Origin of the sequence: Micromonospora orduensis (genome assembly GCF_006228125.1) — a bacterium.
Classification (GTDB): domain Bacteria; phylum Actinomycetota; class Actinomycetes; order Mycobacteriales; family Micromonosporaceae; genus Micromonospora; species Micromonospora orduensis.
In genome coordinates, this window is record NZ_VDFY01000139.1 from 45,341 (window position 1) to 63,895 (window position 18,555).

At 72.2% G+C, this 18,555-nt stretch carries 15 protein-coding genes; 7 read left to right on the forward strand and 8 right to left on the reverse strand.

The window, feature by feature from the left end; genetic code table 11:
- Positions 1-238: 238 nt before the first annotated feature.
- Positions 239-1,804 (forward strand): aldehyde dehydrogenase family protein, encoded by a 1,566-nt coding sequence (locus FHG89_RS12040; protein WP_139584459.1) that lies wholly within the window; start codon positions 239-241, stop codon positions 1,802-1,804.
- Between the two features lie 26 nt (positions 1,805-1,830).
- Here FHG89_RS12040 and FHG89_RS12045 read toward each other — a convergent pair whose 3' ends face one another.
- Together FHG89_RS12045 and FHG89_RS12050 are read right to left on the reverse strand one after the other, a co-directional pair.
- Positions 1,831-2,895 carry a GNAT family N-acetyltransferase gene (locus FHG89_RS12045; RefSeq protein ID WP_139584460.1) on the reverse strand — a complete coding sequence of 355 codons (1,065 nt, stop codon included), beginning with the start codon at positions 2,893-2,895 and terminating at the stop codon, positions 1,831-1,833.
- 90 nt (positions 2,896-2,985) lie between these two features.
- On the reverse strand, positions 2,986-3,687 hold the full coding sequence (locus tag FHG89_RS12050) for an ACT domain-containing protein (protein WP_139584461.1): 702 nt from the start codon (positions 3,685-3,687) through the stop codon (positions 2,986-2,988).
- A 145-nt stretch (positions 3,688-3,832) separates the two neighbouring features.
- Between FHG89_RS12050 and FHG89_RS12055 the strand changes: the two genes are divergently transcribed.
- Together FHG89_RS12055 and FHG89_RS12060 are read left to right on the forward strand one after the other, a co-directional pair.
- Positions 3,833-4,903 (forward strand): phosphotransferase family protein, encoded by a 1,071-nt coding sequence (locus tag FHG89_RS12055; protein WP_139584462.1) that lies wholly within the window; start codon positions 3,833-3,835, stop codon positions 4,901-4,903.
- Positions 4,903-6,114 (forward strand): acyl-CoA dehydrogenase family protein, encoded by a 1,212-nt coding sequence (locus FHG89_RS12060; protein ID WP_139584463.1) that lies wholly within the window; start codon positions 4,903-4,905, stop codon positions 6,112-6,114. The genes FHG89_RS12055 and FHG89_RS12060 overlap by 1 nt, the downstream gene beginning before the upstream one ends.
- A gap of 38 nt (positions 6,115-6,152) precedes the next feature.
- Here the strand turns inward: FHG89_RS12060 and FHG89_RS12065 are convergent, their stop codons facing one another.
- From FHG89_RS12065 to FHG89_RS12090, 6 genes are all read right to left on the reverse strand, one after another.
- Positions 6,153-7,199 (reverse strand): LacI family DNA-binding transcriptional regulator, encoded by a 1,047-nt coding sequence (locus FHG89_RS12065; RefSeq protein ID WP_139584464.1) that lies wholly within the window; start codon positions 7,197-7,199, stop codon positions 6,153-6,155.
- Positions 7,200-7,281: 82 nt separating this feature from the next.
- Positions 7,282-8,706 (reverse strand): GH1 family beta-glucosidase, encoded by a 1,425-nt coding sequence (locus FHG89_RS12070; protein ID WP_139584465.1) that lies wholly within the window; start codon positions 8,704-8,706, stop codon positions 7,282-7,284.
- A complete protein-coding gene (locus FHG89_RS12075; protein ID WP_139584466.1) occupies positions 8,703-9,605 on the reverse strand; it encodes a carbohydrate ABC transporter permease in 903 nt (300 codons plus the stop codon). Before FHG89_RS12075 ends, FHG89_RS12070 begins: the two co-directional genes overlap by 4 nt.
- A 13-nt stretch (positions 9,606-9,618) precedes the next feature.
- Complete coding sequence (locus FHG89_RS12080; protein ID WP_139584467.1) at positions 9,619-10,605, reverse strand: carbohydrate ABC transporter permease; 987 nt, start codon at positions 10,603-10,605, stop codon at positions 9,619-9,621.
- 114 nt (positions 10,606-10,719) lie between these two features.
- A complete protein-coding gene (locus tag FHG89_RS12085) occupies positions 10,720-12,030 on the reverse strand; it encodes an ABC transporter substrate-binding protein (protein WP_139584468.1) in 1,311 nt (436 codons plus the stop codon).
- A gap of 264 nt (positions 12,031-12,294) precedes the next feature.
- On the reverse strand, positions 12,295-12,849 hold the full coding sequence (locus tag FHG89_RS12090; protein WP_139584469.1) for a plasmid pRiA4b ORF-3 family protein: 555 nt from the start codon (positions 12,847-12,849) through the stop codon (positions 12,295-12,297).
- Between the two features lie 150 nt (positions 12,850-12,999).
- Here FHG89_RS12090 and FHG89_RS12095 point away from each other — a divergent pair, with 150 nt between their 5' ends.
- The 4 genes from FHG89_RS12095 to FHG89_RS12110 all read left to right on the forward strand — a co-directional run.
- Positions 13,000-13,746: a pyrimidine reductase family protein gene (locus FHG89_RS12095; protein WP_139584470.1), complete on the forward strand. Its 747-nt coding sequence runs from the start codon at positions 13,000-13,002 to the stop codon at positions 13,744-13,746.
- Between the two features lie 148 nt (positions 13,747-13,894).
- Positions 13,895-15,646: an ATP-binding protein gene (locus FHG89_RS12100; protein ID WP_139584471.1), complete on the forward strand. Its 1,752-nt coding sequence runs from the start codon at positions 13,895-13,897 to the stop codon at positions 15,644-15,646.
- An 18-nt stretch (positions 15,647-15,664) separates the two neighbouring features.
- A complete protein-coding gene (locus tag FHG89_RS12105) occupies positions 15,665-16,813 on the forward strand; it encodes an exonuclease SbcCD subunit D (RefSeq protein ID WP_139584472.1) in 1,149 nt (382 codons plus the stop codon).
- The coding region (locus FHG89_RS12110) for an AAA family ATPase (protein ID WP_139584473.1) at positions 16,813-18,555 on the forward strand (1,743 nt) is incomplete at its 3' end. The genes FHG89_RS12105 and FHG89_RS12110, both read left to right, overlap by 1 nt.

Here is an 18,555-nt window from a genome sequence, read left to right on the forward strand (position 1 = left end):
CCGTACTCGCGAGTAACCACTGCGGACCATCTCACATCATCGATATCCTTCGATTTATGTTCGATGTTTCCGCAGCTCACGACAGGCGTTTCGAGAAAGATCCTCGCGCCGCTCGGGCGCGTTGACGGCCAGCCAGACAAACGTACTGTTGCTGACCCGCTACCGCGCGCGGGACAGTACCGACCACCAGCGGTGCCATCGACGCCGCCGCTCCCCGGTCGACCCTGAGGAGGACGCGATGGCACTACGACTCGCCGAGGGCACCGCCTGGTCCGAGGTCCTCGCCCGCGCGGTGGCTGCCGCGCCGGAGGCGTTCGGCGCCGACGTGGACGGCGTCACCACACTGCACAACCTCGTCGAGGGCGAATGGCGGGCCGTGGGCCGCCCCGCCCCGGTCCGCACCCCGGTGGACAACACCGTCATCATCAACCTGCCCCGGCTCGACGCCGACACGGCCCGCGCCGCCGTCACGCACGCCACGTCCGCGCACCGCGCCTGGGCCCGGACCCCGCTCGCCGACCGCAAGGCCCGGGTCGCCGACGCCCTGGACTCGCTCACCGCCCACCGCGACCTGCTGGCCCTGCTGCTGGTCTGGGAGATCGGCAAACCGTGGCGGCTCGCCTGCGCCGACGTGGACCGGGCGCTCGACGGCGTCCGCTGGTACGCCGGCGAGATCGACCGGATGCTCGCCGACGGCCGCGAGCCGCTACTCGGCCCGGTCAGCAACATCGCGTCGTGGAACTACCCGATGAGCGTCCTCGTGCACGCCGAACTGGTCCAACTGCTGGCCGGCAACGCGGTGATCGCCAAGACGCCGTCCCAGGGCGGCGCGGTCTGCCTGACCGTCGCGCACGCGTTGATGCGCCGTGCCGGCCTGCCCGCCACCCTCGTCTCCGGCGGCGGCGAGGAACTGTCCGAGGTGCTGGTCCGCGCGCCCGAGATCGGCGCGGTCGCGTTCGTCGGCGGCCGCTCCAACGGCGGCAAGGTGGCCGCCGCGCTACTCGACAGCGACAAGCGGCACTTCATCGAGCAGGAGGGCCTCAACGCCTGGGGCATCTGGAACTTCTCCCAGTGGGACCTGCTCGCCGCGCACCTGAAGAAGGGCTTCGAGTACGGCAAGCAGCGCTGCACCGCGTACCCCCGGTTCGTCGTGCAACGCGACCTGGTCGACGAGTTCCTCGACATGTACCTGCCGGTGGTGCGCTCGGTCCGCTTCGGCCACCCGCTCGCCGTCGACGAGAACTGGACCGCGGGTGACCCGCTGCCCGAGTTGGACTTCGGGCCGCTCATCAGCGCCGCCAAGGCCGACGAACTGCACCGCAAGGTCGACGAGGCGCTCCGCGGCGGCGCGGTGCCCCTGCACCGGGGCAAGCTGACCGGCGCGCCGTTCCTGCCCGGGCAGGACACCTCGGCGTACGTGGCGCCGTCGGTGCTGCTCGCCCCACCCGGCCGGTCCCGGCTCATGCACGCCGAGCCGTTCGGCCCCGTCGACACGATCGTCGTGGTCGACACCACCGACGAACTGCTGGCCGCGATGAACGCCTCCAACGGCGCGCTCGTCGCGTCCCTCGCCTGCGACGACGAGGAGCTGGCCGGCAAGCTCGCGGTGGACCTTCAGGCGTTCAAGGTGGGCATCAACAAGCCGCGCTCGCGGGGTGACCGCGACGAGCCGTTCGGCGGCCGGGGCGCCTCGTGGAAGGGCGCGTTCGTCGGCGGCGACCTGCTGGTGCACGCCGTCACTGTCGGCGGCCAGGGCCGGCTGTACGGCAACTTCCCCGACTACAGCAGCTACCCCGCCACCTGATCCGGCGGTGGCCGGCAGGGGTGCCCCTACGCGCCCGGCGTGAGGAAGGCGCCCCTGCGGTCCACCGTGGTCGGCACGGTGACGGTGAGCAGGGCGCCGTCCCGGTCGACCGAGCTGGGCCGGTCCAGCCGGCGCAGCGTCCGCAGCATCGGCGTGTTCTCGGCCTGGACGTGCAGCACCAGCGCCGCGTACCCGGCCGCGTCGGCGTGCCCGGCCAACCGGCGCAGCAACGCCGAGCCGAGCCCCCGCCGCTGCCAGTCGTCCCGCACCAGCAGCGCCACCTCGGCCTCGTCGCCCTCGCCGAGCAGGTTCGCCAGGGCGACCACCGACTCCGGCGCGCCGTCGGCGCCGGTGGTCGTGGCGACCAGCGCCAGCCCCCGGCCCGGCTCCAACAGTCGACGCAGCCGGGCCGGCTGCGGCACCGCCGCCCCACCCAGGTACCGCCGGTGCCGGCTGCGCGGGGAGCACGCCTCGTGCAGCTCCAGCACACCCGACAGGTCGTCCACGCACGCCGGTCGCACGGCCACCTCGGCGCCGTCGGGCAGCACCAGGGTGACCTGTTCGGCGGCCCGCCGCGCCACGGTGGCGGCCAACTCGACCAGGGCCTGCGCCCGGGCGTACTCCGCCGGGGTGAACGCGGGCGCCGCCCGGCGCAGCGCGAACGAGCCGCCCGCCGGGTCGGCCAGCGACATGCTGGTGCCGGTGACGCCCCGCTCGACGCCTGTCGACGCCGGTCGCCAGGCGACCGAGTCGGCGCCGAGCAGCGCGCGCAGCGCCTCGCCCGTCGCGTCCGGGTCACGCACCAGCCGGTTGGCCAGACCGAGCACCCGGGTCGGCTGGTCGACCAGGCCGCGCGCCTCGCTGCGCGCCACCCAGCAGTCCCGCCCACGACCACGCTCGACGGCCGCCATCAGCTCGGCCCCGTCGAGCGTGTCCGGCGCGTCGACCAGAAAGTCGTCCACCGCGCCCTGCTCGGTGGGCTGCACCTGCACGGTGAGGATGTTGACCCCGCGCAGCGCGAGGCTCGCCGTGAGGACGGACAGGTAACCCGGCCGGTCGTCCACCGTCGCTCGGATCCGCCACAACGTCATGGTTGGCTCCCTTCCCCACGTCAGAGCCTCGCCCCCGGCTGTTGCCGGCCGGTTGCCCGCCGGTGTCGGCCCGGGAACTCCTGCGGCCGTTCAGGGGCCGGCGACCACGGGGGGCGCGCCCACCAGGTCCAGCCGGTCACCGAGGATGACCGCGCTGGCGCGTACGAGCTGACTGAGCCGGTCCACCTCGGTGCTGTGGAAACCGGCGGCGTAGAGCGTGTCGCTGTGCTCGCGGGCCACCACCAGCACCAGGCCGGCCCGGCCGAACGGCGCTATCGCGTGGTGGGTGCCGTCGGGGGTGGTCATCGACCGGCCCCGCAGCGGGGTCACCTCCGGCAACCGCAGGGGTACGGGGGCGCGCCAGCTCGCGTGCCCGACGGTGGCTCCGCCGCTCCCGCTGCGCGAGGCCCAGTCCACCGGGACCACGGCGGCCACCGCCCAGTCGGCCGCCAGCAGCCCGGGCACCGCGTCGACCAGGGTGGCCAGCCCGTCGGCCGGGTTCGCCGCGACCTGGGCCAGCAGCTCCGCGTCCTGACCGGTGGTGGTGGGCGCGCCGATCGCCCGCCACACACCGTCCACCCGTACGCCGGGGATCGCCGCGAGACCGGCCAGCAGCCGCTCGACCCGGGCGGCCCCCGGCCAGACCACAGTGAAGTCGTCCACCGCGCGCCCGCCCAGCCGCTCCAGGACCACCACCTGGACGATGTCCGCGCCGGACACGCCCAGCGTGCGGGCGACCTGGCCGAGGGTGCCCGGACGGTCCGGCAGGGTGACCCGAACTCGCAGCAACATGTCTGTCCCTCCGCTCGGCGGGCCGGCGACGGCCGGCAGGCTGGTCACAGCCTGGTCGTAGACCATTTCGTCCCTGTTGCAGGGGCATGTCCCGAGCGGAAAATCTGACCTTGACAACGTGAGCGGGCTGCCATCAACTAGTCGGATGACTGATCCGGCCGTCGACGCACTCCGGCCCGGAGCGGTCCCGGCCGGCCTGGACCTGGCCCGGCTCGCCGACCACCTCGCTCAGCACCGGCCCGAGCTGGCCGCCGGGCCGCTGCGGGCCGAGCTGATCGCCGGCGGCAAGTCCAACCTCACCTACCTGCTGCGCGCCGGCGACCGGGAGGTCGTCCTGCGCCGGCCGCCGCTCGGGCACGTGCTGGCGACCGCGCACGACATGGCCCGCGAGTTCCGGGTCATCTCGGCGCTGGCGCCGACCGACGTGCCGGTCCCGCGGGCCCTGCTGCTCTGCGCCGACCCGGACGTGATCGGCGCCCCGTTCTACCTGATGGAACGCGTACCCGGGGAGGTCTTCCGCACCCGCGCCCAGACCGACCCGCTGGGCGACGAACGACGCCGGGCCCTCGCCATGGCGATGATGGACACCCTCGCCGCGCTGCACACCGTCGACCCGGCCGCGGTCGGGCTGAGCGACTTCGGCCGCCCCGAGGGCTACCTGGCCCGGCAGGTACGCCGCTGGGCCGGGCAGCTCGACCGCTCCCGCAGCCGCCCGCTGCCCGGCATCGACGAGCTGCGCGACCTGCTCGCCGCGACCGCCCCGGAGGGTGCGAACGCCGGCCGGATCGTGCACGGCGACTACCGGCTCGACAACCTGCTCGCCTCCGCCGACCCGGTGGCCGTGCACGCGGTGCTCGACTGGGAGATGGCCACCCTCGGCGACCCCCTCGCCGACCTGGGGCTGCTCCTGACGTACTGGGACGTGCTCGGCGGCAGCGAGACGGCCACCGGCAACCCGGTCGCCGACGGCCTCGGCCCGCGCGCCGGCTTCCCCAGCGGCGCCGAGCTGATCGACAGGTACGCCGGGCGCAGCGACGTCGACGTCGGGCCGCTGCACTGGCACGTGGCGCTCGGCTGTTTCAAGCTCGCGGTCATCTGCGAGGGCATCCACTACCGGCACACCCTGGGGCAGACCCTCGGTGCGGGTTTCGACCGGATCGGCGACATGGTGGCACCGCTGGTCGTACACGGGCTGACCGCCGCCAGGGAGCGGTGATGGACTTCGCGTACGACACCCGGACCGAGGAGCTGCGCGACGAGCTGACCCGGTTCCTGACCGAGCACGTCTACCCGGCCGAGGCGGTGCACGCCGAGCAGGTGGCCGCCGGCGACCCGTGGTCGCGTACCCCGGTGCTGGCCGAGTTGAAGGCCGAGGCCCGCAAGCGCGGCCTGTGGAACCTCTTCCTGCCCGACCCGCGCTACGGCGCCGGCCTGACCAACCTCCAGTACGCGCCCCTGGCCGAGCTGACCGGGCGCAGCCCGCACCTGGCGCCGGAGGCGGTCAACTGCGCGGCGCCGGACACCGGCAACATGGAGCTGCTGGCCGAGTTCGGCTCGGACGCGCAGCGGGAGCGCTGGCTCATGCCGCTGCTGGAGGGGGAGATCCGCTCCGCGTTCTGCATGACCGAGCCGGACGTCGCCTCCTCCGACGCCACGAACATCGCCACCCGGATCACCCGCGACGGCGACGAGTACGTGATCAACGGGCGCAAGTGGTGGTCGTCCGGGGCGATGGATCCGCGCTGCGAGATCTTCATCGTGATGGGCAAGACCGATCCGGACGCCGACCGGCACCGCCAGCAGAGCATGGTGCTGGTGCCCCGGGACACCCCGGGGGTGGACGTCCGTCGGGGCATGACCGTGTTCGGCTACACCGACGGGTCGCACGGCGGGCACGCCGAGATCGACTTCACCGACGTCCGGGTGCCGGCGGAGAACCTGATCGGCGCCGAGGGCGGCGGCTTCGCCATCGCCCAGGCCCGGCTCGGTCCGGGGCGGATCCACCACTGCATGCGATTGATCGGAATGGCTGAGCGGGCATTGGAGCTGCTCTGCAAGCGGGCGCTCGGGCGGGTCGCGTTCGGCCGGCCGCTCGCCGAGCAGGGCGTCGTGCGGGAGTGGATCGCCGAGTCGCGGGTGCGCATCGAGCAGGCCCGCCTGCTGGTGCTCAAGACGGCCTGGCTGATGGACACCGTCGGCAACAAGGGCGCCCACACCGAGATCCAGGCCATCAAGATCGGCACGCCGGCGATGGCGGAGTGGGTGATCGACAAGGCCATCCAGGGGTACGGCGGCGCCGGCGTCAGCCAGGACACCCCGCTGGCCGCTCTCTGGGCACAGACCCGCACCCTGCGCCTCGCCGACGGCCCCGACGAGGTCCACCGCAACTCCCTCGCCAAGCGCGAGCTCCGCCGCTGGACCTCGTAACCCCATCCCGGAGCCTCCGCCCGCCCTCCGGGTGGGGGTCAGGCGGAGGCTCGGTGGATCAGTTGGGTGTCCAGGAGGATGTGCGGGGTGGGCAGGTCCTCGCCGCGGATGCGGGCCACCAGCAGACGGGCCATCTGCCGGCCCATCTCCTCCACCGGCTGGAAGACAGTGGTCAGCGGCGGGTCGGCCCGTAGGGCGATCGTCGCGTCGTCGAACCCGATCACCGCGACGTCCTCGGGCACCCGCCGGCCGGCCTCGCGCAGGGTGCGCAGCGCGCCGAACGCCATCAGGTCGGACGCGACGAAGACCGCGTCCAGATCCGGGCAGGTGTCCAGGAGCCGGCGCATGGCGCTCGCGCCGCTGCCCTCGCTGAAGTCGCCGTACGCGATCAGGTCGGGGTTGACGCCACCCCCGGTGGCCTTGACGGCCTCGGTGTAGCCGGCCAGCCGGGCCAGGCCGACGCCCATGTCCTGCGGGCCGGCGATGGTGGCGATCCGGCGCCGCCCCCGCCCCGTCAGGTACTCCACGGCCTGCCGGGCCCCGCCAACGTTGTCCACGTCGACGAACCAGGCCGGCTGCGCGCCGGGTTGCAGCATCCGGGCCGGCCGGCCGCCGAGCACGGCGGGCAGGCCGCGCTCCTCCAGCAGGGTGGGCAGCGGGTCGGAGTCGTGCAGCGACAGCAGCAGGACACCGTCGACGTGCTGGTTGGTCAGGTGGTGCTCGACCCGCTCCCGTTCGACAGGCGACTGGGCCATGGCCAGCCAGAGCTGCATGGGCGTCTCCAGCAGCCCGGAGCTGATCCCCCGCACGATCGCGGCGAAGAACGGCTCGGTGAAGACCCGGTCGCCGGATTCGGACACCACAAGCGCGACGGAGTCGGTCCGCTGGGTGACAAGCGCCCGGGCGGCCCGGTTCGGCACGTACCCCAGCTCGGCGATGGCCTGTTGGACCGCGGCCCGGGCCTCCGGGCTGACCTGGGGCGAGCCGTTGACGACGCGGGAGACCGTGCCCCGGCCGACGCCGGCGCGCGCCGCGACCGCGTCAAGGGTCGGGCGCCCGAGCGACCGGGTGCGCTGCGTTGTCATCGTCTGCTCCTCCGACGGCGGGCGGGCCCGGTGCCACCAGCGGAAGGTGGACACCAGGACCGCCCTGATGGCTGGCCCGAGCCTATTGTGCGGCCAGACCGTTGCGTCGGATCACCGAGGCGTACCACCTGGCGCTGGACTTGGGAATGCGGACCTGGCTGTCGTAATCGACATGGATCATGCCGAATCGCTTGGTGTAACCCCAGGCCCACTCGAAATTATCCATCAACGACCAGGCGAAGTATCCCCGCAGGGGCACCCCCGCGTTGATCGCCTCGTGCGCGGCCCGCAGGTGGGCGTCGAAGTAGGCGAGCCGGTCGACGTCGTCGACCCCCCCGTCGACGACCGCGTCCACGAAAGCGGAGCCGTTCTCGGTGACGTACAGCGGCAGGTCCGTGTAGTCGTCGTGCACCCGGCGCAGCGTCTCGGTCAGGCCGGGGGCGTCGATCTCCCAGCCCATGTCGGTGACCGGGACACCCCGGGTGACGAAGCGGACGTCCTCGCTGCCCGGCCAGCACGACGGGGCCGGGTCGGCCTCGACGCCCTCGACCGCCGCGGCGACCACGTGCCGGCTGTAGTAGTTGACGCCGACCATGTCCAGCGGCGTGGCGATGGTCGCCAGGTCACCGTCGCGCACGTGGTCGAAGTCGGTCACCGTGCGCAGGTCGGCCACCAGGTCCCGGGGGTACGACCCGCGCAGCAGCGGGTCGAGGAAGAAGCGGTTGGCCAACCCGTCGATGCGCCGGGCCGCGTCCACGTCTGCGGGCGCGTCACTGGCCGGGTCGACCGGGTAGAGGTTGACCGTCACGCCCACCTCGGCGTCCGGCCGGCTGGCCCGCAACGCCTGCACGGCCAGGCCGTGGCCGAGCATCAGGTGGTGCCCGGCACGGACCGCGTCCGCGCCGTCGGTACGACCGGGCGCGTGCACGCCCGAGCCGTAGCCGAGGAACGCCGAGCACCACGGCTCGTTGAGCGTGGTCCAGTAGCGCACCCGGTCGCCGAGCGCGTCGGCGACAAGCGTCGTGTAGTCGGCGAAGCGGGCCGCGGTCTCCCGGGCCGGCCAGCCACCGGCGTCCTCCAGCGGCTGCGGCAGGTCCCAGTGGTAGAGGGTGAGCCACGGCTCGATGCCGTTGGCCAGCAGCTCGTCGACCAACCGCCGGTAGAAGTCCAGGCCGCGCTGGTTGGCCGCGCCGGTGCCGCCGGGCTGCACCCGGGGCCAGGAGACCGAGAAACGGTACGACTTGAGGCCCAGCTCGGCCATCAGCGCGACGTCGTCACCGACCCGGTGGTAGTGGTCGCAGGCCACGTCGCCGGTGTGCCCGGCGACGACCCGGCCGTCGGTGTGGCTGAAGGTGTCCCAGATCGACGGGGTACGGCCGTCCTCGGCCGCCGCCCCCTCGATCTGGTACGCCGCGGTCGCGGCCCCCCAGAGGAAGCCGGGTGGAAAGGTCAACCCGGGCCGGTCGTCGAGGACACCGACGGCGGGCGGGCTGGCGGGGTTGCTCACGACTTGACGGCACCTTCCATGATCCCGCCGATGATCTGGCGGCCGAACAGAACGAACACGACAAACAGCGGAAGGGTGGCGATCAACGTACCCGCGAAGATCTGGGAATTGTCCGCGAAGTACGCGGTGTTCAGACTGCGCAGCGAGATCTGCACGGTCGGGTTGGCCGGGTCGGCCAGCACCACGAACGGCCAGAAGAACTGGTTCCACTGCTCCATGAAGGTGAGCAGGCCGAGCACCGCCGCCGCGGGACGCAGCGCCGGCACCACCACATGCCAGTAGACACGCCAGGTGGAGCAGCCGTCGACCCGGGCCGCCTCGATCAGTTCGTTGGGCACGGCCTGTTCGGCGTACTGGCGCATCATGAAGATGCCGAAACCGCCGATCAGGAACGGCACGGTCACCGACGGCATGGTGTTCAGCCATTCCAGCTTGGCCATCAGGATGTACAACGGCAGCACGCCGAGCTGGATGGGAATCATCATCGAGGCGAGGATGATGAGCAGCAGCGCGTTCTTGCCCCGGAACCTCAGTTTCGCGAACGCGAACCCGGCGAGCGAGCCGAAGAAGACGGTCGCCACCGTGATGGTGCCGGACACGAGGAACGAGTTCATCAGGCCCTTGACGATGTTCGCGTCGCCGTTGTCGAGGACCCGCTGGATGTTCTCGCCCAGCTTGCCGCCGGGCAGGAACGGCGGCGGCCAGGAGTTGGCCGCGTCGCTGGTCCGCGAGGCGATGACGATCATCCAGTAGAAGGGGAAGAGCGACAGGATCACGCCGAGGACGAGCCCGACCCAGGTCAGGGGACTGGCCGTCCAGAGCTTCTCCGCCCGGTGGCGGATGCCGGTACGCCCGGTCGGCGGCAGGGCCGCCGGTGGTCGCAGAGTGGTCATGGTCATGGGTGCGCCACCCTCACTTGTCGGAGCTGATTCGGCGGGCCAGCAGGTAGTTGAGCAGTGAGACAGATGCGATCAGCACGAAGAGCACCAGGGCGACGGCGCCCGCGTACCCCCACCGGAACCGCTGGTTCATCACGTCCAGCAGGTACATCGTGATCGTCTGGAACTGCCCCTCCGAGCCACCGGAGAGTGCGCCCGAGCCACTTGTGAACATGAGCGGCTCGGTGAAGAGCTGCAGACCGCCGATCGTCGAGATGATCAGCGTGAAGATGATGGTGGGGCGCAGCTGGGGAATGGTGATCGACCAGAACTGCCGACGCCGGGAGGCGCCGTCGAGGGCCGCGGCCTCGTACATGTCCTTGCTGATCGACTGCATCGCCGCGAGGTAGATCAGGGCGTTGTAGCCAACCCACCGCCAGTCGACCATCGTGGAGATGGCGAACCAGGACGCGAACCGGTTGGCCCGCCAGTCGATGGGGCCGACGCCGACGAGGTCGAGCAACCAGTTCACCAGGCCGAACTCGCGGGCGTAGATCATCGAGAAGATGAGCGCGACCACGGCGGTCGAGGTGATGATCGGCATGGCGATGGCCAGCCGGAAGAACATCTGCCCCCGGATACGCCGGTTCAGGGCGTTGGCCAGCAGCAGGGCGATGAGCAGCTGCGGAATCGTGGACATGAGGAACATCCCGAAGGTGTTCACCACGGCGTTCCAGAACTGCGGGTCGTTCGTGAACAGCTCGACGAAGTTGTCCACGCCGACGAAGCTGATCGTGGCGTTCAGCGGTGACCTGTCGGTCATCGCGATCCAGAACGTGTAGATGATCGGGTAGACGCCGAAGATCGCGAAGAGCACGAAGAACGGCAGGACGAAGACGTACGGGGTCAGGCGCAGGTCCAGCCGGTTCAGTAGCCGGCCACGCTGCGGGGAGTGCCGCGGGGCGGGCCGCGGCCCACGGGCCGGCGCGGCCGGCGGCGCGGTGGTCTTCAGAGAGCTCATGAACGGTCCTTCACACTTGGCGGCACCGTCGCGGGCGCCGCGGCAGGGCGTTCCGACGCGGGTTCACGGGTGGTGCCGGAGTCCGGCACCACCCGTGAGCGCGTCGACAGCCAGTTACTTGCCTGCTGCCTCGCCGTTCTTCACCGCGTCCTGCCAGGCCGCGTCGGCGGCCTTGCCCTGCTCGACGCTGCGCAGCGCGTTCTCGACCGCGTCGCGGACCGCCTGGTTCTTCGGGCCGAGGTAGACCGGCTTCAGCTCCTTCGCGCCGGCGGCGAAGATCTTGCCGATCGGCGCCCCGCTGAAGTACTCGTTGGTCGCGGCGAGCACGGCCGGGTCCTCAAGGGCCTGCGGCGACGAGGGCAGGTTCCCGACCTTCTTGAACGCCTCGGTCTGGCTCTTGGCGCTGGTCAGGAACTTGGCCAGCTCCGCGGCCTCCTTCTGGTGCTTGCTGGACTTCGGCACGGCCAGCCAGGAGCCGCCCCAGTTGCCGCCGTTGCCGGGCGCCTTGGCCACGTCCCACTTGCCGGCGGCCGCGTCACCGGCCTGACCCTTGATGACACCGGTCATCCAGGCCGGGCAGCCGATGGTGGCGAAGCTGCCGTTCTTGAAGCCGGCGTTCCACTCGTTGGAGAAGCTCTTCAGGTTGTTCGACAGACCGGCGGCGGTCATCTTGGTGGTCAGCTCGAACGCGGACCGCACGTCCGGGTTCTCACCGACGGTGAGCTTGTTGCTCTTGTCGAAGTAGGTGTAGCCGGTGCCCGCGCCGGCCTTCTGCATCAGCACGATGTTGTAGAAGTTGGTCGCCGAGTCGACGAACTTGTGCTTCTTGTCGGCGGCGGCGAACTTCTGCCCCTGCGCGATGAACTCGTCCCAGGTCGGCCAGAGGGCGCCGACCTGCTCGCGGTCGGTCGGCAGACCGGCGGCCTTGAACAGGTCGCTGCGGTAGCAGACGGCCATGCCGCCGACGTCGGTGCCGAGACCGAGGACCTTGCCGTCCGGGGTGAGGCCACCCTCCCACTTCCAGGGCAGGAAGTTGCTCTTCAGGTCGTTGGCGCCGTGGTCGGCCAGGTTCACGAACTTGTCGGCCTGCGCGAAGAACTGCACGATCGTGCCCTCTTCGAGGGCGACGACGTCGCCGGCGCCCGCGCCGGCGGTGATCTGCTGCGTCAGCCGGGTGTTGTAGTCGCCCAGGCCCAGGCCCTTGCCGCGCTCCTGGATGGTGACGTTCGGGTGCTCCGACTGGTACTGCTTGTAGAGCTCCTCGTACCCGAAGCCCTGGTCGCCGAAGACGTCGACGACCAGAGTGACCTTGCCGCCGTCCGATCCGGACGACGAGTCGCTGTCGCCGCAGGCGGTCGCCGCGGCGAGCACGGCGACGGACGCGAGCGCGACCGCCGCAAAGCGGCGACGTGAGGTGACGCTCATCCTGACCCCTCTCAAGTGGTGAGGCTTGGTGTCGTGTGTGGCGGGGGATGCTGCAACGCCCTGCTGTCGCCCTGCCGATGGCCGGGGCGTCGTGGGGGGAGCCGTGAAGGAGATATCCGCCACTCCCCCGGGAGCGCTCCCATGAGATTGCCGGGGTGCCCCCAGGGTGTCAATAGACCGATGGGAGCGTTCCCAGATCGTTACCGCCCTGTTTCGGGCGGGCACCCTGGGCGACCGTTGCCTGGTGGAACCGACGGAGCCGGATCAGCAGAAGCGGCGCAGCAACGTGGTCGTACGGTCGGGGTCGAAGCGGGACGGGTCGTAGCTGACACCCGCCCAGTCACGCAGCAGGGCGTACCGCGGGTCGGCCAGGACACCCGGATCGTCGAGCGCGGCCAGCAGCGCCTGGTAGCCCGCCGGTCCCCCGATCCCCTCCGGCGGGCAGGCCCGCTCACCGTCCAGGCAGACCGGGTACCGCTCGTCCGGGTCCGCGGTCAGCGCGTCCTCGACGACCAGGTCGTGCTCCCACCAGTCACCGAAGTCGTACGTGTAGGAGAAACGGCTGCCCTTGCCGAGCACCGCGTCGAGCCGCACGTCCAGCTCGTCGTGCAGCGCCAACTCACCGTCCGGGTCGGGCTCGCCGTACTGCACGGCGTCGATCTCGAACGAGTGCAGATGGCAGTCCCGCCAGCCCATCGCGTGCTGCACCACCCGGTGCAGCCGGTCCAGCGTGTAGCCGGCCGGCACGAGCACCCGACGCCACACCGATGGGCGGACGCCGGCCAGGGACATCTTCAGCTGGAAGATCTGACGCGGCATGCTGTCCTGTCCTCCCGCGGCTTAGGCTGCGAGCATGATCTGCCGAGCGTGCCGGGCCCGGCGGCACGGTGACTGCCCGGGCCGGAACTGGTGCGACTGCCAGCACCGTACCGCCGAACCGACCCCTCCGGTCACCGGTCCGGCCGGCGAATGACCGTCGGAATTCCGATCCGACGGCTCTGGCCCGAGCCGTCGACCGAGCCGCTCGACGACGCCACGCTGACCAGCCTGTACGGTCGCGCCGACCGCCCCCGGCTGCGGGTCAACTTCGTCGCCAGCCTGGACGGCGCGGTCACCGTCGACGGCTACTCCGCCGGGCTCTCCGGGGAGCCGGACAAGCGGGTGTTCGGCCTGCTGCGGATGGTCTGCGACGCGCTCGTGGTGGCCGCCGGCACGCTTCGCCACGAGGGATACCGGGCGGTCCGCCTGAACGAGACCCGCCGCGCCTGGCGTCGGGCCAACGGGCTCACGGAGTACCCGACGCTTGTGGTCGTCTCCGGCTCGCTCGACCTGGACCCGGCGCAGGCCGCCTTCGCCGACGCGCCGGTCCGCCCGATCGTGCTCACCCACGCCGACGCCGACCCGCCGCCCGGCCTTTCCGACGTCGCCGACCTGCTACGCTGCGGCACCGATCGGGTCGACCTGGCCGCCGGCCTCGCCGCGCTGCACGGGCGCGGACTTACCCAACTGCTCTGCGAGGGCGGCCCACACCTGTTCGGCGCGCTCACCGCCGCCGACCTGGTGGACGAGCTGTGCCTGACCGTCTCACCGCTGCTGGCCGGACCCGGGCCGGGCCGGATCACCGCCGGCGACACCGGGTCACCCCGGCACCTGCCACTGCGGCACGTGCTCGCCGCCGACGACGGCGTCCTCCTGCTCCGCCACGCCCGCCCGTGACGGGCCGTCACCCGGTCACACACCAAGCGTCGTGAGTGTGACGGCGCTTGGTGTCGTCCGCCGCGTCGCGTGGCGACCTGTCGTACTCCTCGGGCAGGATGCAGGGCATGCGCGCCGACCGTGATGCCCGACCGACCCGAGTCGCCCGATGACCGACGCCGGCCTCGACAGCCCTGGCGAGGCGGTCGGGCGGGTGCTGGGCACCGCCGACGCCACCCCGTTGCAGTTCTGGACGGCCGTGGCGCCCGGCAGCTACCTCCAACTCGACGACGTGGTGGTGACCAGGCGTGACCTGCCCGACCGCGAGCCGGTGACGATCGCCGGGGTGGTCACCCAGGTCCGCGCCCGGCACGAGGGCGCCCAGTTCGACTCCGACGTGTTCGCCATCGCCGACGGCACGCTGCCCGCACAGGTGCAGGAGGCGGCCGAGGTCACCACCACCCGGGTCGACCCGGAGCTGTACGTGCCGCCGACCCCTGGCGCGGTGGTGCACCGGGCCGAGGGCGACGCCCGGGCGCGCGCGCTGCACTTCGACCGGATGGAACGGCGCATCCCGATGGGGATGGGCCGCGACGGGGTGCCGGTCTACCTCAACGCCGACTTTCTCGACGGCAGCCGGGGCGCGCACGTCTCGATCTCCGGCATCTCCGGGGTGGCCACCAAGACGAGCTTCGCCACCTTCCTGCTCTACTCGGTCTTCCGCTCCGGGGTGCTGGGGGGCGACGCGGTGAACGCCAAGGCGCTGATCTTCAACGTCAAGGGTGAGGACCTGCTCTTCCTCGACCACCCCAACACCCGCCTCGACGAGCCGACCCGCGCGGCGTACGCGAAGCTCGGGTTGAGCGCCGGCGCCTTCCCCGACGTGCGGGTCTACGCCCCGCCGCGCCCCGGCGACTCGTCGGGCACTCCCGACGTGAGCAGCCGGCTCACCGGCGTCGACTCGTTCTACTGGACGCTCGCCGAGTTCTGCGCCGACCGCCTCCTGCCGTACGTGTTCGCCGACGCCGACGACGAACGCCAGCAGTACACGATGGTGGTCCACTCGGTCACCGCGCACCTGGCCCGGTACGCCCAGCCGGCCGACGGCGGGGTGAGCATCGACGGGGTGCGGCTCGGCTCGTACGGCGACCTGGTCGACCACATCGTCGACCAGCTCAACGACGACGAGACCCGCTCGGACTGGGCGGGCAGCGCGGTGGGTCTGGGCACCGTCAACGCGTTCGCCCGGCGGTTGATCGGCAGTAAGAAGGATCTGGCCCGGCTGATCCGTGGCGACCTGGCCACCCGTCGCCCGCACTCGATCAACACCAGCGAGTCGGCGCAGGTGACAGTCGTCGACCTGCACAACCTGCCGGACCGCGCGCAGCGGTTCGTGGTCGGTGTGACGCTCAAGAGCGAGTTCGAACGCAAGGAGAAGTCCGGCACCGCCAAGCCGCTGCTCTTCGTCGTCCTCGACGAGCTCAACAAGTACGCCCCCCGGGAGGGCTCCTCCCCCATCAAGGAGGTCCTGCTCGACATCGCCGAGCGGGGCCGCTCGCTGGGCGTGATCCTGATCGGCGCGCAGCAGACGGCGAGCGAGGTGGAACGGCGGATCGTCACCAACTCGGCGATCCGGGTGGTCGGCCGGCTCGACCCGGCCGAGGCGTCCCGCCCGGAGTACGGTTTCCTGCCACCGGCGCAGCGGCAGCGGGCGTTGCTGGCCAAGCCGGGCACCATGTTCGTCAACCAGCCCGACATCCCGGTGCCGCTCTGCCTGGAGTTCCCGTTCCCGGCGTGGGCGACCCGGGTCTCCGAGGCGGGCCGGGCGCCATCGGAGACACTGCGCTCGATCACCCAGTCCGCCGACCCGTTCGCCGTGGTGGGCTCCGGCGGCGGCACCGACGACGACATCCCGTTCTAGGTAGGGGCCGGCACACCCATGAAGATCCTGCACACCTCCGACTGGCACGTGGGCAAGGTGCTCAAGGGGCAGTCCCGGGCCGAGGAGCACAAGGCCGTACTGGCCGGGGTGATCGACATCGCCCGCGCCGAGCAACCGGATCTGGTGATCGTCGCTGGTGACCTCTACGACACCGCCGCACCCAGTTCGGAGGCGACCCGCCTGGTCACCCGGGCGTTGACGGCGCTGCGGCGTACCGGCGCGGACGTGGTGGCGATCGGCGGCAACCACGACAACGGCCCGGCGCTGGACGCACTGCGCCCGTGGGCCGATGCCGCCGGCATCACGCTGCGCGGTGGGGTGCGGGAAAACCCGGACGAGCACGTCATCGACGGCACCACCGCCGGTGGCGAGCGGTGGCGGCTGGCCGCGTTGCCGTTCCTGTCCCAGCGGTACGCGGTGCGCGCGTTGGAGATGTACGAGCTGACCGCCGCGGAGACCAACCAGACGTACGCCGACCACCTGGGCCGGGTGCTGGGGCGACTGACCGAGGGTTTCACCGAACCGGATCGGGTGCACCTGGTCACCGCGCACCTGACGGTGACCGGCGCGGCCACCGGTGGCGGCGAGCGCGACGCGCACACCGTGTTGGGTTACGCCGTTCCGGCCACCGTCTTTCCGGCCACCGCGCACTACGTGGCGCTGGGTCACCTGCACCGGGCGCAGCGGGTCGCGGGCCCCTGCCCGGTGCGGTACAGCGGCAGTCCGCTCGCTGTGGACTTCGGCGAGCAGGAGAACATCCCCTCGGTGACGATCGTCGAGGTGACGGCCAGCACCGCCGCGCGGGTGCGGGAGGTGCCGGTGACCGCGGCGAGCGCGCTGCGTACGGTGCGGGGCACCCTGGCCCAGCTCGCCGAGATCGAGGCGCCGGACGCCTGGCTGCGGGTGTTCGTGCGGGAGCAGCCGCGCGCCGGCCTGCGCGAGGAGGTCCAGGAGCTGCTGCCCCGGGCGCTGGAGATCCGGATCGACCCGGAGCTGGTGGCCGCGTCGGGCAGCGGCACGCGCATCGCGCAGCGGTCGGGGCGGTCGCCGCGGGAGCTGTTCGCCGACTACCTGGACAGCCGGGGCCACGCCGACGAGGGTGTCCGGGAACTCTTCGACGAGCTCTTCGAGGAGGTCGATCACTGATGCGTCCGATGCGGCTGGACATGGCCGGGTTCACGGTCTTCCGGGACGAGACCACAGTCGACTTCACCGACGCCGACTTCTTCGCCCTGATCGGCCCGACGGGTTCGGGCAAGTCCACAGTGCTGGACGCCATCTGTTTCGCCCTCTACGGCACGGTGCCCCGCTGGGGTGGCACCCGGGGGTTGGCGAACGCGCTCGCGCCGTCGGCGGCCGAGGCCCGGGTGCGGCTGGTCTTCGAGTCCGGCGGCGCCCGGTACGTGGCGACCCGGGTGGTCCGCCGGGACGGTCGGGGCAATGTGAAGACGGCGAACGCCGGGTTGCAGCTGATGCCTGCCGGTTTCGACGTCACCAAACTGGACACCGGGTTGAGCCCGGACGATCTCGGCGAGGTGGTGGCCGGCACCCCCGCCGAGATGGAGCAGGCGGTGCTGGAGGCGGTGGGGCTGCCGTACGAGCAGTTCACCAGCTGTGTGGTGCTGCCGCAGGGGCAGTTCGCCGATTTCCTGCACGCCAAGCCGGCGACCCGGCAGCAGATCCTGGTCAACCTGCTCGGCCTCGGCGTCTACGAGGACGTGCAGAAGCGGGCGACGACGCGCGCGGCGCAGGCGGAGGCCCGCCTCGAAGCGGTCGACCAGGTGCTCGCCGGGCTGTCCGATGTGGACGACGAGGCGTTGGCCGAGGCGGCCGCCCGGGTCGACCGGATGGCCGAGCTGGCCGCCGCGGTGACCGAGGCGGTGCCACTCCTGGCGGCGGCCCGGTCCGCCGCACGGGAGGCCGCGGCGGCGCTCACCGCACTCGACGACGAGCTGGCCGTGCTGTCCGACGTGTTCGCGCCGGGCGGCGTGGCCGAGGTGGCGCTCGCGGTGACGACGGCGCGCACCGAGGCCGAGGCGGCGGCCACCGCCGTGTCGCTGGCCGAGGAGCGCGAGGAGAAACTGCGCGGCGAGCTGGCCGGCGCCGGGGACGAGAGCGCGCTGCGACTGCTGCTGCGGGCGTACGACGATCGGGACCGGCTGACCGGCGAGGCCGAGACGGTCCGCGCGGCGGTGCGCGCGGCGGACGAGGAACACGCCGCGGCGGTGGCCGCGTTGGCGGCTGCCCGCGCGGACGCCGAGCGGGCCGACGCCGAGTTGGAGGCGGCCTTCCGGGCGCACGAGGAGGCGAAGGCCACCGACCTGGCGGTGAGCCTGCGGGTGCACCTGCATCAGGGTGCGCCGTGCCCGGTGTGCGAGCAGCCGGTGGTGCGGGTTCCGGCGGTGCCGGCGGATTCGGCGGTGGCCGCGGCGACGGCGGCCGGCAAGGCGGCGCGGGCCGCCACCAAGGCCGCGCAGGCGGCGGTGCAGCAGCGCGACGCGGCGGCACGGGACCTGGAGCGGCTGCTGGTGCAGGCCCGCGCCCGGCAGGAACAGGTGGACGCCCGGTTGGCCGAGCTGGCCGGGCAGCTCGCCGGTGCCGCCGAGCCGGCGGTGCTGCGCCGGGAGTTGGCCGAGCACGCCCGGCTGCGGCGCGCGTTGGAGGAGGCGGCCGCCGCGGTACGCGCCGGCCGGGACACCGCCCGTCGGGCGCGGGGCGGGGTGGACGCCGCCGAGGAGCGTCTGCGGGCGGCGTGGCGGGGCTTCGACACCACCCGGGACGGGTTGGCCCGGTTCGGTCCACCCGCGACGGACCGGGGCGACGTGGCCGACGCGTGGGCGGCGTTGACGGGTTGGGCGGCGTCCGAGGCGGACCGCCTCCGCGCCGAC